The organism is Streptomyces sp. NPDC102451, assembly GCF_044765485.1.
Taxonomy (GTDB): Bacteria; Actinomycetota; Actinomycetes; order Streptomycetales; family Streptomycetaceae; genus Streptomyces.
In genome coordinates this window covers 633,688-648,725 of sequence record NZ_JBIWKD010000003.1, presented here as the reverse complement: position 1 = coordinate 648,725, position 15,038 = coordinate 633,688, and the positions used below count along the sequence as shown (strand labels likewise).

The 15,038-nt window shown below is 71.5% G+C and carries 13 protein-coding genes; 1 reads left to right on the top strand and 12 read right to left on the bottom strand.

The window, feature by feature from the left end; genetic code table 11:
* Positions 1-10 precede the first annotated feature (10 nt).
* The 11 genes from pstA to ACIRD8_RS10120 all read right to left on the bottom strand — a co-directional run bounded on the left by pstA (position 11) and on the right by ACIRD8_RS10120 (position 11,561).
* Complete coding sequence (pstA, locus tag ACIRD8_RS10170) at positions 11-1,099, bottom strand: phosphate ABC transporter permease PstA (RefSeq protein WP_403988598.1); 1,089 nt, start codon at positions 1,097-1,099, stop codon at positions 11-13.
* The gene (gene pstC / locus ACIRD8_RS10165) at positions 1,096-2,088 is read right to left on the bottom strand and encodes a phosphate ABC transporter permease subunit PstC (protein WP_403988596.1); all 993 of its coding nucleotides are present in this window, start codon (positions 2,086-2,088) and stop codon (positions 1,096-1,098) included. The genes pstA and pstC overlap by 4 nt, the downstream gene beginning before the upstream one ends.
* A 133-nt stretch (positions 2,089-2,221) precedes the next feature.
* Positions 2,222-3,355, bottom strand: a complete 1,134-nt coding sequence (gene pstS, locus ACIRD8_RS10160) for a phosphate ABC transporter substrate-binding protein PstS (protein WP_403988594.1) — start codon at positions 3,353-3,355, stop codon at positions 2,222-2,224.
* Positions 3,356-3,540: 185 nt separating this feature from the next.
* Positions 3,541-3,954: an NUDIX hydrolase gene (locus tag ACIRD8_RS10155; RefSeq protein WP_403988592.1), complete on the bottom strand. Its 414-nt coding sequence runs from the start codon at positions 3,952-3,954 to the stop codon at positions 3,541-3,543.
* Positions 3,951-4,943 carry a CHAD domain-containing protein gene (locus ACIRD8_RS10150; RefSeq protein WP_403988591.1) on the bottom strand — a complete coding sequence of 331 codons (993 nt, stop codon included), beginning with the start codon at positions 4,941-4,943 and terminating at the stop codon, positions 3,951-3,953. The genes ACIRD8_RS10155 and ACIRD8_RS10150 overlap by 4 nt, the downstream gene beginning before the upstream one ends.
* Positions 4,930-7,176 (bottom strand): RNA degradosome polyphosphate kinase, encoded by a 2,247-nt coding sequence (locus ACIRD8_RS10145; protein ID WP_403988589.1) that lies wholly within the window; start codon positions 7,174-7,176, stop codon positions 4,930-4,932. Before ACIRD8_RS10145 ends, ACIRD8_RS10150 begins: the two co-directional genes overlap by 14 nt.
* A 271-nt stretch (positions 7,177-7,447) precedes the next feature.
* On the bottom strand, positions 7,448-8,410 hold the full coding sequence (locus ACIRD8_RS10140) for a hypothetical protein (RefSeq protein WP_403988587.1): 963 nt from the start codon (positions 8,408-8,410) through the stop codon (positions 7,448-7,450).
* Entirely contained in the window at positions 8,407-9,300 is an 894-nt protein-coding gene (locus ACIRD8_RS10135; protein WP_403988585.1) for an ABC transporter ATP-binding protein, read from the bottom strand. Before ACIRD8_RS10135 ends, ACIRD8_RS10140 begins: the two co-directional genes overlap by 4 nt.
* The gene (locus tag ACIRD8_RS10130; RefSeq protein WP_403988583.1) at positions 9,300-9,707 is read right to left on the bottom strand and encodes a GntR family transcriptional regulator; all 408 of its coding nucleotides are present in this window, start codon (positions 9,705-9,707) and stop codon (positions 9,300-9,302) included. Before ACIRD8_RS10130 ends, ACIRD8_RS10135 begins: the two co-directional genes overlap by 1 nt.
* Positions 9,708-9,799: 92 nt before the next feature.
* Positions 9,800-10,723, bottom strand: coding sequence for a mycothiol synthase (gene mshD / locus ACIRD8_RS10125; protein WP_403988581.1), 924 nt, complete (start codon positions 10,721-10,723; stop codon positions 9,800-9,802).
* 85 nt (positions 10,724-10,808) lie between these two features.
* Positions 10,809-11,561: a hypothetical protein gene (locus tag ACIRD8_RS10120; protein WP_403988579.1), complete on the bottom strand. Its 753-nt coding sequence runs from the start codon at positions 11,559-11,561 to the stop codon at positions 10,809-10,811.
* A gap of 355 nt (positions 11,562-11,916) precedes the next feature.
* On the opposite strand from ACIRD8_RS10120, the gene ACIRD8_RS10115 reads away from it, so the two are divergent.
* Positions 11,917-13,728: a bifunctional metallophosphatase/5'-nucleotidase gene (locus tag ACIRD8_RS10115; RefSeq protein ID WP_403988577.1), complete on the top strand. Its 1,812-nt coding sequence runs from the start codon at positions 11,917-11,919 to the stop codon at positions 13,726-13,728.
* A 175-nt stretch (positions 13,729-13,903) separates the two neighbouring features.
* Here the strand turns inward: ACIRD8_RS10115 and ACIRD8_RS10110 are convergent, their stop codons facing one another.
* Positions 13,904-15,004 (bottom strand): cell wall protein, encoded by a 1,101-nt coding sequence (locus ACIRD8_RS10110; RefSeq protein WP_403988575.1) that lies wholly within the window; start codon positions 15,002-15,004, stop codon positions 13,904-13,906.
* Positions 15,005-15,038 lie beyond the last annotated feature (34 nt).

Genomic DNA, 15,038 nt, shown 5'->3' with positions numbered 1-15,038 from the left:
GATGGCCGCGTCAGCGACCGGTCTTGGGGGCCTTCCAGCGGGCGATGCCGCGGGCCACCAGGTTGAGGATCATGACGAAGGCGATCAGGACCAGGGCTGCGGCCCAGGCGCGGTCGTAGGACGCGGCCTCTCCGACCTTGTACTGCTCGTAGATGTAGAACGGCAGCGAGGACTGGGCGCCTTCGAAGGGGTTCGTGTTGATCAGCTGGCTGCCGAAGACCAGCAGGATGATCGGGGCCGTCTCGCCGGCGATGCGGGCGATGGCGAGCATGACGCCGGTGGTGATGCCGCCGATCGCGGTGGGCAGGACCACCTTGAGGATGGTGCGCCACTTCGGGATGCCGAGAGCGAGGGAGGCCTCGCGGAGCTCGTTGGGGACGAGCTTGAGCATCTCCTCGGTGGAGCGGACCACGACGGGGATCATCAGGATCGTCAGGGCCAGCGCGCCCATCAGGCCGGAGGGCTCGATGCTCGCGATCAGCATGATCGACAGGATGAAGAGACCGGCCACGATGGACGGGATGCCCGTCATGACGTCGACGAAGAAGGTGACGGCCCTGGCGAGCGTGCCCTTGCCGTACTCGACCAGGTAGACCGCGGTCAGCAGACCCAGCGGGGCGGAGATCACCGTGGCGATGCCGACCTGCTCCAGGGTGCCGATCAGCGCGTGGTAGACACCGCCGCTGTCCTCGGCCCCGAGGACCCCGGCCATCGAGTGGGTGAGGAAGTAGCCGTCGAGGCGCTCGGCGCCCCGGCTGACCGTGGTCCAGAGCAGCGAGGCGAGCGGGACGACGGCGACGAGGAAGCAGACCCAGACGACGCTGGTGGCGAGGCGGTCCTTGGCCTGGCGCTTGTTCTCGACGGCGGTCGTCGCGACGTACGAGATCGCCAGGAAGAGCAGGGCCGAGATCAGGCCCCACTGCACGCGGCTCTGCCAGCCGGCCGCCAGGGAGATCCCGACGCCGAGCACGACCGCCACGGCGGCGAAGCCGAGCGGGGCCCAGCGGGGGAGGCTGCGGCTGCTGAGCGCCTGCTTGCGGGGTTCCGGCGAGGTCCGCGGACGGTCGTCCTGGATGTCGGCGGTGGTGGCGTGGGTCATGCGTTGGCCCCCGAGTACTCCTTGCGGCGGGCGATGATGAGCCGGGCCGCGCCGTTGACCAGCAGGGTGAGGACGAAGAGGACGAGGCCCGAGGCGATCAGGGCGTCGCGCCCGAATTCGTCGGCCTCGCCGAACCTCGCCGCGATGTTCTGGGCGAAGGTCCCGCCGCCCGGATTGAGCACGTGCAGCGAGATGAGGAAGCTCGGCGACAGGACCGTGGCGACGGCCATCGTCTCGCCGAGCGCGCGGCCCAGGCCCAGCATCGAGGCCGAGATGATCCCGGAGCGGCCGAACGGCAGGACCGAGAGGCGGATGACCTCCCAGCGGGTGGCGCCCAGGGCGAGCGCCGCCTCCTCGTGCATCTTCGGGACCTGGAGGAAGACCTCGCGGCTGACGCTGGTCACGATCGGCAGGATCATGATCGCGAGCAGGATACCGACGGTGAAGAGCGAGCGGGCGACGCCGACCTCGGTCTTCTCGAAGATGTACGTCCAGCCGAAGAACTGGTCGAGCCAGAGGTTCAGGCCCTCCAGGTACGGGACGAGGACGAGGGCGCCCCAGATGCCGTAGACGATGCTGGGCACCGCGGCGAGGAGGTCGACGACGTACGCGATCGGGGCGGCCAGCTTGCGCGGCGCGTAGTGCGAGATGAACAGGGCGATGCCGACAGCGACCGGAACCGCGATGACCATCGCGATGACCGAGCTGACGACCGTGCCGAAGAGCAGGACCGCGATGCCGAAGACCGGCGGGTCACCGGCCGGGTTCCAGTCGAGGGTGGTGAGGAAGTTGCCCTCGTCCTTCGAGATGGCGATGACGGAGCGGTAGCTGAGGAACACGGCGATCGACGCCATGATCACGAGCAGCAGGATGCCCGAGCCGCGGGAGAGGCTCAGGAAGATCTTGTCGCCGGCACGCCCGGTGGACTTGGGGCGGCCGCGTGTTTCCGGCGGAGCCGGTGGGATGTCGAGCGGTGTAGTGGAAGCCATGGTCTTTCCGGTCTGTGTGGGGGAACCGGCGGGCTCCCCTGGCGGCGGTGCACCGGATGGGTCGGGCGGTGGGGGCCGGTCCGGAGGGGTGCGCCGGACCGGCCCGCCTGTGCGTGCGCGTCGTGCGGTGGGGCTACTCGAGACCGGCGACGGTCTCGCGGACCTTGGCGTTGATCGCCTCGGGGATCGGGGCGTAGCCGGCGTCGGTCAGGACCTTCTGGCCCTCCGCGGAGGAGGTGTAGGTCAGGAAGGACTTGACCGTTCCGAGGGTCTCGGCCTTGTTGCCGGTGTCGCAGACGACCTCGTACGTCACCAGGACCAGCGGGTACGCGCCCTCGGCCTTGGTGGTGTATTCGAGGTCGAGCGCCAGGTCCTTGCCGGTGCCCTTGACCTTGGCGGCGGCGATGGCCTTGGAGGCGTTCTCCGAGGTGGCCTTCACCGGGGCGGCGCCACCGGTGTTGATGTCGACGGTGGTGATGTCCTGCGAGGCGGCGTACGACAGCTCGAAGTAGCCGATCGCGCCGTCGACGGCCTTCACCTGGGTGGCGACACCGGAGGACTGCGACGCGGCCTGGCCACCGGGGGCCGGCCACTTCTTCTCGGCCTCGTACTTCCAGTCGCTCGGGGCCGCGGCGTTCAGGTACTTGCCGAGGTTCTGCGTGGTGCCGGAGTCCTCGGAGCGGTGGAAGGGCTGGATGGCCTTGTCCGGGAGGTCGACGCCCTTGTTGAGCGCGGCGATCGCCGGGTCGTTCCACTTCTTGATCTTGGTGTCGAAGATCTTGGCGAGGGTGGAGGCGTCCAGCGTGAGGCTGTCGACGCCCTCCAGGTGGAAGCCGATCGCGATCGGGCCGCCGACCATCGGGAGGTTGATGCCCTGGCCGGTCTTGCAGATCTTCTTCGACTCGGTGACCTCTTCGGGCTTCAGGGCGGAGTCCGAGCCGGCGAAGCCGACGGTGCCCTGGTTGAACGCGACGATGCCCTCACCGGAGGACGAGGAGCTGTAGTTGATCTCCACGCCGGAGCAGGCGGCCATGTAGTTCTTGACCCAGAGGTCCATCGCGTTCTTCTGGGCGCTGGACCCGGAAGCGCGCAGCTGGCCCTCGGCGCCGTCGCACTTGATGTTCGACGCGGCGGCGCTGGTCTTGCCGCCCTCCGCCTCGGCACCGGTGTTGTCGTCCGAACCGCACGCCGTGAGGACCAGGGCGCCGGAGACGGCGAGGGCACCGAGCGCGGTGGCACGAAGCCGGTTCTTGCGCTGAAGCTTCACTTTCGGGGTGTTCCTTCCAGGAGCCGCCGCGGCTGGTGGGGACGAGGCGGCGTGCGATGAGGAGTGGTGCTGCGGCTTGGCGCCGTGCACCTGGTACGTCCGAAATTAGGCAGAACAGGTGAAGCGGCCTACGGGGGAGAGTGAACGGCGGGTGAACCGTGTCGGGCGGGCTGGTTCCGGCGCCCTCAGACGTGCGGGTGGTTCTCCAGGAAGGCGTCCAGCTGGACGCGGTCGCCCGGGCGGCTCAGACGCGCGCGGGCGGAGCCGGGGGAGAGCCACGCCAGCCGGTCGACCTCGTCGTTGGGCGAGAACGTGCCGTCCGTCGCCTCCGCCGCCCAGTAGCTGACCTCTTTGGGGCGCCCGTTCGCCATGTAGTGGGCCGTCGGCAGCTCGGTGCCCGGCGCACAGTGGTGGCCCGTCTCCTCCAGGACCTCGCGCAGGGCGCCCTCCAGCGCGGTCTCACCGCGCTTCAGCTTGCCCTTGGGGTACGACCAGTCGTCGTAGCGGGGTCTGTGGACCAGGCAGATCTCCAGGCCGCCGCCGTCCGGGGTGCGGCGCCACAGCACGCACCCCGCCGCCCGTACGGGCGTATCGCTCATGGCGCGGTCACGGCCGCCGCGTACGGCCAGCTCTCCCGGAACACGGCGCGCGCCGCCTCCACCTCGTGCCGCTGGTCGGCGTGGAGCACCCCCAGGGCGTACGCCGTCGCCGGGGCGATGCGCGGGGTGCGCGCCGCGGCGGCCGCGGCCGCCGCCGCCTCGGCCGCGTCCCGCTGCAGGTCCAGGGCGTGCCCCGGCCCGGCCAGGGACGGATCGGGGGCGCCCCGCAGCATCTCGTACGCGTACCGGTGGAGCCGCAGCAGCAGCCGGGCCTGGTGCCAGAGGGCGTCGTGGGCCTCGTTGTACGGCTCCACCGCCACGTCGGGCGGGAGCGCGGCCACCGAATCCAGCATCAGCTGCTCGGCCAGCTCGGCCGGGGCGTGCAGCGCACCCTCCACGGGTACCGCCGCCGAGGGCGACAGGGGGACCTCGGAGGCGAGCAGCGCGACGGCGTCGGCGACGGCGTGGAAGCGGGAGGAGCCCAGTGCCTGGAGCGCCGCCGAGTGGGCGCGGGTCCGGGCGAGGGTCAGCCTGCGTTCCAGCAGGGCTCCGGCCCGGGCGGCGCCGACGCCGAGCGCCGCCCGGTCCGTGCCGCTCCCGTCCGGGTTCTCCCCCGTGGCCGTGCGGGCCGCCGGGAGGGAGGAGCCGGAGAGCTGGTGCAGAGCCTCCAGGAGCCGGCCGAGCCGGGTGGCGTACGCGTGCTCGCGTGCCAGGGTGCCGGAGAGCCAGGCCAGCTCGGTGCGGAGCTGGTCGGCCCAGGCCGGGTCGAGCGCTCCCCGGAAGGTGTGCAGCGTGCCGCTGATCCGGCGTGCCGCGTGGCGCAGCGCGCGGGCGGCCTCGTCGGCGCTCCGGCTGCCGGCGTCCGCGGGGGCGCTGTGCTCGCGGTGCAGCCGCAGGCCCCGCAGGAAGCAGGCGGCCTGCTCGCGCAGGTAGGGCGCGAGGACCGCTTCCGCGGAGAGGGTCGTCGTCTGGTGGTCAGGGCGTCGCACGCCGGCGCCTCCGGGCGTCAATGAGCATCTCTTGTACGTGCCTCAGCGGCTGCCCGTCCGCGTCCGTGGAGTGCCGGGTCCAGTTTCCGTCGGGGCCCAGGTGCCAGGAGGAGGTGGTGTCGGACATGCCTGTTTCCAGGAGCCTGCTGAGGGCGGCGCGATGCGCGGGGTCGGTGACGCGGACCAGTGCTTCGATCCGGCGGTCGAGGTTACGGTGCATCATGTCGGCGCTGCCGAACCAGACTTCGGGCTCGCCGCCGTTGCCGAAGGCGAAGACCCGGGAGTGTTCGAGGAAGCGGCCGAGTATCGAGCGGACCCGGACGTTCTCGGAGAGGCCGGTGACGCCGGGGCGGATCGCGCAGATGCCGCGCACCCAGATGTCGATGGGCACTCCGGCCTGTCCCGCCCGGTAGCAGGCGTCGATGACCGCTTCGTCGACCATCGAGTTGACCTTGATGCGTACGTAGGCGGGCCGGCCCGCGCGGTGGTGGGTGATCTCCTTGTTGATCCGGGCGATCAGTCCGTCGCGCAGGGACTTCGGGGCGACAAGCAGTCGGCGGTAGGTCTCGCGGCGGGAGTAGCCGGAGAGCCGGTTGAAGAGGTCGGAGAGGTCGGCCCCGACCTGCGGGTCGGCGGTGAGCAGGCCGAGGTCCTCGTAGAGCCGTGCGGTCTTGGGGTGGTAGTTGCCGGTGCCGACGTGGGAGTAGCGGCGCAGCGTGTCGCCCTCCTGACGGACGACGAGCGACAGCTTGCAGTGGGTCTTGAGGCCGACGAGGCCGTAGACGACGTGGCAGCCGGACTCCTCCAGCTTGCGGGCCCACTTGATGTTGGCCTGCTCGTCGAAGCGGGCCTTGATCTCGACGAGGACGAGGACCTGCTTGCCGGACTCGGCCGCGTCGATCAGGGCGTCCACTATCGGCGAGTCGCCGGAGGTCCGGTACAGGGTCTGCTTGATCGCGAGGACGTCCGGGTCGCCCGCCGCCTGCTCCAGGAAGGCCTGGACGGAGGTGGAGAACGAGTCGTACGGGTGGTGCAGCAGCACATCGCGTTCGCGCAGGGCGGCGAATATGTCGGGCGCGGAGGCGGACTCGACCTCGGCGAGGTCGCGGTGGGTGCCGGCGACGAACTTGGGGTACTTCAGCTCGGGCCGGTCCAGCGACGCGATGCCGAACAGTCCGGTGAGGTCGAGCGGGCCCGGCAGCGGGTAGAGCTCGGTCTCGGAGATCTTCAGCTCGCGCACGAGCAGGTCCAGGACGTACGGGTCGATGGACTCCTCGACCTCCAGCCGGACCGGCGGGCCGAAGCGGCGCCGCATGAGCTCCTTCTCCAGGGCCTGGAGCAGATTCTCGGCGTCGTCCTCCTCGACCTCCAGGTCCTCGTTCCTGGTGACCCGGAACATGTGGTGGGCGAGGACCTCCATGCCCGGGAAGAGCTCTTCGAGGTGGGCCGCGATGATGTCCTCTATGGGGACGTAACGCTGCGGGGACGCCTCCAGGAAGCGGGTGAGCAGCGGCGGCACCTTGACCCGGGCGAAGTGCCGGTGGCCGCTGACGGGGTTGCGCACGACGACGGCGAGGTTGAGCGAGAGCCCGGAGATGTACGGGAACGGGTGCGCCGGGTCGACGGCCAGCGGGGTCAGCACGGGGAAGACCCGCTGCCGGAAGAAGGTGAACAGGCGGGCCTGCTCCTTCTCGGTCAGCTCGGGCCAGCGGACCAGCTGGATCCCCTCGTCGGACAGGGCGGGCGCGATGTCCTGCTGGTAGCAGGCGGCGTGGCGGGCCATGAGCTCGCGGGAGCGGGTCCAGATCAGGTCGAGGACCTCGCGCGGCTGGAGTCCGGACGCGGACCGGGTGGCGACACCGGTGGCGATACGGCGCTTGAGACCGGCGACCCGGACCATGAAGAACTCGTCCAGGTTCGAGGCGAAGATCGCGAGGAAGTTAGCCCGTTCGAGGAGCGGTGTGGCGGGGTCCTCGGCGAGCTCCAGAACACGTTCGTTGAACGCGAGCCAACTGCGCTCCCGGTCGAGGAACCGGCCCTGCGGCAGCTCGTCGCCGTCGCCCTCGGGCTCGTACGCGTCCGGGTCGTTGTCCAGATCGGGGTCCAGGTCGGCGGCTGTGGACAGGCCTGCGGGTACCGCGCCGGCGACCGCGTGCGGCCGGTGGGCGGCGAGGGAGCCGACCGACGGCTGGGCGGGCTGGACCGGGACCTCGGAGCTGGGCTGCTGGCTCATGGACCTATTCTTCCGCGCGTTCGGCTCCTGGGGCGCGTCGGAGCCCGTAAAGATCGCGGGAGAAGCGGAAGTGGCTCCTGGACCGGGGCCGCTCCCGTTGCGGGGGGTGGGCAGAGCTGGCTGCATCCCGTGAGGGTCGCAAGCCCGTCTGAATGGCCGGTAACGGTGACATGACGTACAGGAAGCGGTGTGGCTGCGGTGTGTATCCGGCGCTCACCGTCGGTGAACCCCCTGCCCGGACTCCCCCCGGGGCCCGGACAGGGGTGGTCTCTCAGCCGGTGCGGCGGCGCAGCATCCGGAAGGCGAGCACGAGGGCCAGGGCGGCGAGGGCGAGCAGGATGCCGGTCTCGACGAGCTGGATCGGCCAGAAATGGGAGGCGGGGTGGTAGTCGGCGAACCGGCCCGTGATGCCGCGTTCAGCGACGCAGCGGGCCTCGTCGGCCCCCTGCCCCCAGCACACGTCCACCGGGAGCCGTTCGCCGCTGCTGGTGATCTGGCCGCTCTCGACGATCCAGGGGTTCGTGAGGCCGTCGAGCGCGCCGAGGGCGAACTCCGTCGGCCAGAGGCTCTTCCGGACAGTGCCGATGGCGGTGAGTACGGCGGTGACGGCCAGCGCCGCCAGCGCCATCGCGGGCACGGTGCGGCGTACCAGCAGCCCGGTGAGGGCGCCGACGGTGAGCCCGAGCAGGGCGTGGGCGAGGGGAGCGGTCCCCACGGTGGCGTAGACCGGGGCGTCGTACCAGTCGGCGGGGTACTCGGTGCCCGTCCTCCCCCGCACCCAGGAGAAGGCGGCGGACAGGACCGAGACGCCGGCGAGCAGCAGCACCGTGGGCACCGCGAGCTTCGCGGCGAGCCACCGGGCGGGGCTCACGGACTGCGACCAGGCCAGCCGGTAGGTTCCGGTCTCCAGCTCGCGGGCGATCAGAGGGCCGGCGGCGAAGGCGCCGACGAGGACCGGCAGCACCAGCATGAGCAGCCCGGCGTAGACCAGGACGCAGTGCAGCAGGTACTGGTCGTCGAGATAGCTCCGTACGGTGTCGCCGCACCCGAGCACCGTGTGCTCCACCGAACACCCGGTGGCCGCGAACCGGTCGGCGAACCGGGCCGTCAGCAGACGCGTGGCCGCCAGGACGGCGGCCCCCAGGACCACGAGGGCCACGGCGATCCGCAGCGTCCACCGGTGCTGGCGTACGACGACGCGGGCCGGGCCGCGCAGCGTGGTGAGGGTGCTCATCCGGCGGCCACCTCCTCGCGGGCGTGCGCGCTCGGCGTCAGCAGCGGTGGTGCCTCCGGCGAGCGGAGGTGGGCGAGCAGCAGCTCCTCCAGGGAGGGCTCCTTGACGTCCCAGGCGGCGGGGTCCACCGGGCCCTCCTTGCGTACGAGTGCGGTGAGCTGACGTCCCGTCGTGCGGGACTCCACGACGGTGTGCGGGGCGAGGTCGCGGGCCTGGCCGGTGACCAGGGCGTGCGCGGCGACGATGTCCTCGCTCTCGCCGCCGAGCCGGACCCGGCCGCCGTCGACGAGCAGGAGGTAGTCGCAGGAGCCCTCCAGCTCGGTGAGGATGTGCGACGACATCACGATCGTGGTCCCGTGCTCGGCGGTCTCGGCCATCAGGACGCCCATGAGCTGGTGCCGGACGAGCGGGTCGAGGTCGGCCATCGGCTCGTCCAGCAGCAGCAGTTCGGGCCGCTTGCCCAGTGCGAGCGCAAGGGCGAGCCGGGTGCGCTGACCGCCGGAGAGGGTACGGATCTTCGCGTCCCGGGGGAGCGGTCCGGCGACCCGGCCGGCTGCCTCGCGGTCCCAGGTGGCGGGGTTGAGCTCGGCCCCCGCCCACAGGGTGTCGGCGACGGTGAGCTGCGGGTACAGCGGCTTGTCCTGGGAGACGTACGCGATGCGGGGCCGCACCTCGGCGGGGGCCGCGCCGAGCACCCGCAGGGACCCCTCGGTGGGCCGCAGGAGGCCGGCGGCGAGGCCGAGCAGCGTGGACTTGCCGGCTCCGTTGGGGCCGACGAGGGCGCAGATCCGCCCGGCGGGCAGCCGGAACGAGCAGTCGCGCAGGGCCCACCCGCGCTTCCGTCCGTAGGTCATGCCGAGGCCGTTCGCCTCGATCGCGGCACCGGTCATCAGTGCTGGTCCCCCTTGAATGTGCTGTCCAGTACGTCGGTGAAGAGCGCGCTCACGTCGTCCTTGTCCAGTCCGGCCGCGCGGGCCCTGCGGGTCCACTCGGTGAGTTCGGCGCGCAGGGGCGCGTCGGTGGTGACCGCCGCGCTGCCGAGGGTGCGGCGGACGAAGGTGCCGAGGCCGCGCCGGGCCTCGACGAGGCCTTCGCGTTCCAGTTCGCGGTAGGCCTTGAGCACGGTGTTCGGGTTGATCGCCGTGGCCTCGACGACCTCGCGGGCCGTGGGCAGCCGGTCTCCCGGCTCCAGCACACCCAGGCGGAGCGCCTGCTTGGTCTGCTGCACGATCTGGAGGTAGGTGGCGACGCCGCTGCGCCGGTCGATGCGGAATTCGACCGCTGCGGACTCTGCCATGTGCACCACCCTTTCACTAATTGAGTAGTGAAAGGGTGTCGGAAAGAAGGGGCGGCGTCAAGTGACGCCGCCCCTGGGGGTGTTGGTGCTGCTCAGGACTCCGTGCGGTACATCAGGTCGACCTCGTGCGTGGCGAAGCCCATCCGCTCGTAGACCGACAGGGCCGCCGGGTTGTCGGCGTCCACATAGAGCATCGCCGTCGGCAGTCCCCGGGAGGCCAGGTGGCGCAGCCCGATCGCGGTGAGGGCCTTGCCGAGGCCGCCGCCCTGGGCGTCGGGGCGGATCCCGACGACGTAGACCTCGCCGAGCTCGTCCTCGGCGTGCACCTTCGTCCAGTGGAAGCCGATGAGCTCGCCGTCGCGCTCGGCCAGGAAGAAGCCCTCCGGGTCGAACCAGGGCTCGGCCTTGCGGTCGTCCAGGTCCCGCTGGGTCAGGGAGCCCTGCTCCGGATGGTGGGCGAACGCGGCGCTGTTGACGGCGAGCCAGGCCGCGTCGTCCTGCCCGGGCACGAAGGTGCGCACGGTGACGCCCGGCGGGAGCGCCGGCTCGGCGATGTCGAGGTCGGTCAAGGGGCGCCGGAGCTGGCGCAGTTCGCGGAAGAGGGAGAGGCCGAGCACCTGCGCGAGGTGCCGGGCGGCCGACTTGCCGCCGTGCGCCCAGACCCGCAGCCGCTTCCCGGTCGCGGCGAGGAGCGCGGCACCGAGCGCCCGGCCGTGCCCGCGGCCCCGGTGGGCGGGGTCCACGACCAGCTCGGCTGCGGGGGCCTCGACGGGGTCGGTGTCCTCCAGCTGCGCGTATCCGGCCAGCGCCCCGTCGACGGTGAGCAGGAAATGCCGGACGCCCTCGCGGTGCCCGCCCCTCAACTGCAGCCGCCCCTGCTCGGACACGGCCTGCCGGCCGTCGGTCCCGGCGGCCTCGCCGAGGAGGGCGAGGACCGCGTCGGCCTGCTCGGGGGTGAGCGCGTCGAGGGTCTCGATCTCACGCCCGGGGGAGGGGAGGGGTGCGTCAGTCGTCATGGGTACGAGCGTACGGCGCGGGGGGTGGGGCGTTCCATGGCGTCGGGGCTGCGCCGCCGGAAACGCCCCACCGGGCCCGGTGGAGCTACTGGATTTCCTCGAAGCCGGGGACGGAGTAGCCGGCCTGGGCGGCCGTGAGCTTCACGGTCTTGTACCCGCCGTCGCCCTTGTCGCCGCCGTACTTGCTCCAGAACTGGCACGTGTCACCGATGTCGGTCCCCCAGTCGACGGCCTTGGCGGCGGGGAGCTCCTCGCAGGACAGCTTGCTCGCGTCGCTGCGCCCGGACTCGGCGCCGTACTGCTCGAAGAACGCCTGGTACGCGGCCTTCGCGACCAGCAGGCCCTTGTCGGCCCGTGCCTTGTAGGAGGTGATGAAGCTGCCCTCGCGGTACGAGTCGCTGATCGTGACCGTGTAGGGGATCTCGGCCCCCTCGTACGTCACGGTGCACCGGCTGACCGCACTGGCCTTCTGCGTCACGCCGTCCGGGCAGGTGGCCGAGGTCTTACCGGGAACCTTCACTTCGGAGAGCACGGTCTCCTGCAGCTTGTGCTCGATCTGCTTGGTGAACGACGCTCCCTGAGCGGGCTTCGGGGTGACCTTGAGGCCCTCGTCGCCGCTCTTGAGGACCTCCTTCTGCGGGCCGTCGATCAGGACCGCGAGGTCGCCCTCCGGCGCGGCCGCGGAGCCGCCGCCCTCGTCGGAGTCGTTGCCGGAGCCGGAGCCGTGGTTCGAACGGGACTTTCTGTGCGAGCCACCGTCGTCACCGTCGCCGGAGTTGCAGCCGGCGGTGAGCAGTCCGGCGGCGAGCAGGGCTACAAGAAGCTTTGAATTCCTCATGAGGCGGAGACTAGAGGGCCCCTCCGACACGGCTTCCGGACCGGAAGGAGGGCCAGTTGAGGCTGTTCCGGGCGGGAATGACGCCATATGGCGGGGCGATCTCAGCCTCCGGTGCCCGGTTTGCGGGCCCCGGCCCGGGCCCGTGCTGATCGGCTTGTGGCGTGCCTGTCGTCCAACCGTGACAGTGACCACCCGTCAGCAGAGCGTTCCGGGCCTCCCGTCAGGTATGCGCCGTTTGCGGGCTGTGCGGCTTCCCGACCCGGACGCAACCTGCTCGTAACCGCACAACCCTGTCGCGCTACGCGCGTTGACTCTAGGCTGCGGCAGCAGGATCCAGAAGACTCGAAGGGGACCGATGTCAGCGAATCCACAGAAGAACCGTGCGTCCCGGCGGGTGCTCGCCGCCACCGCCGGGCTCGTCACCGTCGGCGCGCTCGTCGCCGCGATGCCGGCCGGTGCGCACGACCGGGGCAAGGGGCACGGCCACGGCCACCAGTCCCGCACCGTCGATGTGCAGCTGCTCTCCTTCAACGACCTGCACGGCAACCTGGAGCCGCCGGCCGGTTCCGCCGGGACGGTCAGTGAGACGCAGGCCGACGGCACGGTGACGTCCGTCCCCGCCGGTGGCGTCGAGTACCTCGCGACCTCGCTGCGCACCGCGCGCAAGGGGAACCCGTACTCCGTCACCGCGGCCGGCGGCGACATGGTCGGCGCGAGCCCGCTGCTGTCGGGGCTCTTCCACGACGAGCCGACCATCGAGGCGCTCAACGGGCTCGACCTCGACGTCACGGCCGTGGGCAACCACGAGTTCGACGAGGGGGCCACCGAGCTGGCCCGCCTCCAGAACGGCGGCTGCCACCCGGTCGAGGGCTGTTACGAGAAGGGCAAGAAGTTCAAGGGCGCGGACTTCCCCTACCTCGCGGCCAATGTGACGAGCGAGAAGACCGGCAAGCCGATCCTCAAGCCGTACACGGTCTGGAAGAAGAACGGCGTCAAGATCGGCTTCATCGGGGTGACCCTGGAGGGCACGCCGAACATCGTCACGGCCAACGGCGTCAAGGGCCTGAAGTTCCACGACGAGATCGAGACGGTCAACAAGTACGCCAAGGAGCTGGACCGCCAGGGCGTCAAGTCCATCGTCGCGCTGATCCACGAGGGCGGGGCCCCGGCCTCGGCGTCGTACAACTACGACTGCGACAGCCCCGGGGCCGGTGACGGCATCTCCGGGCCGATCGTGGACATCGCCAAGGGCATCACGCCGAAGGTCGACGCCCTGGTCACGGGCCACACCCACCAGGCGTACGTCTGCACGGTCCCGGACCCCTCGGGCAAGCCGCGCATGGTCACCTCGGCGTCGTCGTTCGGCAAGCTCTACACCGACACGACCCTCACCTACGACCGCCGGACCAATGACATCGTGCGTACGTCGGTGGAGTCGGCGAACCACATCGTCAGCCGGGACCAGGCCAAGGCCACCGACATGACGAAGCTGATCGCCCGCTGGAACACGCTCGCCGCCCCCATCGCGAACCGGCCGCAGGGCTGGATCACGGCCGACATCAACGGCCGCGGCTCCACGGCTCCCGAGAAGCCGCTCGGCAACCTGATCGCCGACGCCCAGCTGGAGGGCCTGGCCCCCGCGGACAAGGGCGGCGCGGTCGTCGCGTTCATGAACCCGGGCGGCATCCGCGCGGACCTGGTGCACGCGGCGTCCGGCAGCGAGGGCGACGGGGTGGTGACGTACGGCGAGGCGTTCACGGTCCAGCCGTTCACCAACATGATGAACGTCGTCGACCTGACGGGCGCGCAGCTGGTGGCCGCGCTCCAGCAGCAGGTCAGCGGCTCCAACGAGGCCTCCCCGAAGATCCTCCAGGTCTCGAAGGGCCTCACGTACACGCTGGACCTGACGAAGTCGGGCGCGGACCGGGTGGTCGCGGACACGATCCGGCTGAACGGTGAGGCGATCGACCCGGCGAAGTCGTACCGCGTCGCGATGAACGAGTTCCTCGCGGGCGGCGGCGACGGCTTCGCGGCCCTCGGCGCGGGCACGAACAAGCTGGTCGGCGCGTCCGACCTGGACCTGTTCAACGCGTACCTGGCGGCGCACTCCACCGCCGACGCCCCGCTGGCCCCGCCGGCCACGGACCGGATCACGCTGGTGCAGTAGCCCCGCGTCCTGAACCCCTGCCGGGGACGGCCGCACAGACCGACGGCCCGCCACACGATGTGGCGGGCCGTCGGCCTTAAGGGCCGGGTGCCCCCGGGGGGCGGATCGCGGCCCCTGCGTCGCTGCCGTCCGCTGCCCGGAGGGAAGCGCCCGAAGGGGCGGCACGGAGCCCTGATCATTCACGGTGCCAGCGAGTCGACCCGGCCCGCTTCGCGGCGTAGGCGCACAGCCGGGCCCCGTAGAGGTCCAGGGCGTCGTCCGGGTCCTCGTCGTAGTGGGCGGCCACCTCGTGCCACCGGTCCCAGGCGTAGAGGCGGGCGTGGCGGCGGTCGTCGTCCGTGCGCGCCGGGGCATCGGCCTGGCGGCTGCGCAGCCACTGCTGCCACTCCTGGTGGGCGGCGGGGTCCGCCGTCCGTTCCTTGTCCGGCCGGTGAACCGGATCGGCCCGCCGGTCCCGGGCGAGGGCGGCGGTGATGTACGCGGCCGGTCGCGCGGGGCGCCAGCCCATGGCCAGGCCGACCAGCTCGGCGGCGATGTCGTGGGCCTCCAGGCCCTGGTCGATCAAGGGCCGCAGCGCGAAGGCCAGGCGGCGGAGTCCTTCCCGCTGGGTCCAGCCGACGAGGGGCCGGACCTGCTCCGCGACCCTGATGTCGCGGGCCACCTGCCACGGGCTCCGGGGCGACGGGCCACGTCCTGTGCGGGCCTTCCGGCGTGTCCGGCCTCCGCCCTTTGCGCGCGAAGCGCCTATGCGCGACGTGTAGTTGAGCCCGCCGTCCAGATCAGAGACAGGTACGTCGTGGTGGGAGCCAGGAGAATGGGGTGCACCTTGTGCGGAACGACGCGTACCGGAGGGCATGTTGTCCACAGGCTGTGCGTTCGTGCGGGCGGCGCGTGCCGCGCGTGCCCGCCCGTGGTCCGTCACCCCGCGCACCCGGGCGCCGTAGCCGGTGCCGGTGAGCCGGTGGGCCATGGCCTCGTCGTACGCGGCCGGGATCGTCGCCGCGTAGATCGTGGCGGTGGCTGTGTACGGGCGGCCCGGGAGCCGGAGGTTCCTCTTCGTGCCGTGCCGTTGCCACGCCAGCGCACCCAGCTCCCGCAGCACCCGGACATGGCGTTTCACCGTCGCCGTCGACACCCCGCATCGAGCGGCCGTGCCGTCGAGGTCGTACAGCACGAAGCCGCGCACGTAATCCATCCGCGCGGCGAGGTCGCGGGCGACGGACAACGTCGTCTCTCCTGCGCGCGGGTGCAGTCCCGCGCCGATCAGCCACGTCACGGCAGGCAGCCATGCGCGCGGCTGGGCATGCCGG

Excerpts from the sequence above, each read along its gene's own strand:
- ACIRD8_RS10135 (WP_403988585.1), bottom strand. The coding sequence starts at position 9,300 with ATGACCGGTGCCGCGATCGAGGCGAACGGCCTCGGCATGACCTACGGA.
- pstA (WP_403988598.1), bottom strand. The coding sequence starts at position 1,099 with ATGACCCACGCCACCACCGCCGACATCCAGGACGACCGTCCGCGGACC.
- ACIRD8_RS10120 (WP_403988579.1), bottom strand. The coding sequence starts at position 11,561 with ATGAGGAATTCAAAGCTTCTTGTAGCCCTGCTCGCCGCCGGACTGCTC.
- ACIRD8_RS10145 (WP_403988589.1), bottom strand. The coding sequence starts at position 7,176 with ATGAGCCAGCAGCCCAGCTCCGAGGTCCCGGTCCAGCCCGCCCAGCCG.
- ACIRD8_RS10130 (WP_403988583.1), bottom strand. The coding sequence starts at position 9,707 with ATGGCAGAGTCCGCAGCGGTCGAATTCCGCATCGACCGGCGCAGCGGC.
- ACIRD8_RS10115 (WP_403988577.1), top strand. The coding sequence starts at position 11,917 with ATGTCAGCGAATCCACAGAAGAACCGTGCGTCCCGGCGGGTGCTCGCC.
- ACIRD8_RS10155 (WP_403988592.1), bottom strand. The coding sequence starts at position 3,954 with ATGAGCGATACGCCCGTACGGGCGGCGGGGTGCGTGCTGTGGCGCCGC.
- mshD (WP_403988581.1), bottom strand. The coding sequence starts at position 10,723 with ATGACGACTGACGCACCCCTCCCCTCCCCCGGGCGTGAGATCGAGACC.
- pstC (WP_403988596.1), bottom strand. The coding sequence starts at position 2,088 with ATGGCTTCCACTACACCGCTCGACATCCCACCGGCTCCGCCGGAAACA.
- ACIRD8_RS10140 (WP_403988587.1), bottom strand. The coding sequence starts at position 8,410 with ATGAGCACCCTCACCACGCTGCGCGGCCCGGCCCGCGTCGTCGTACGC.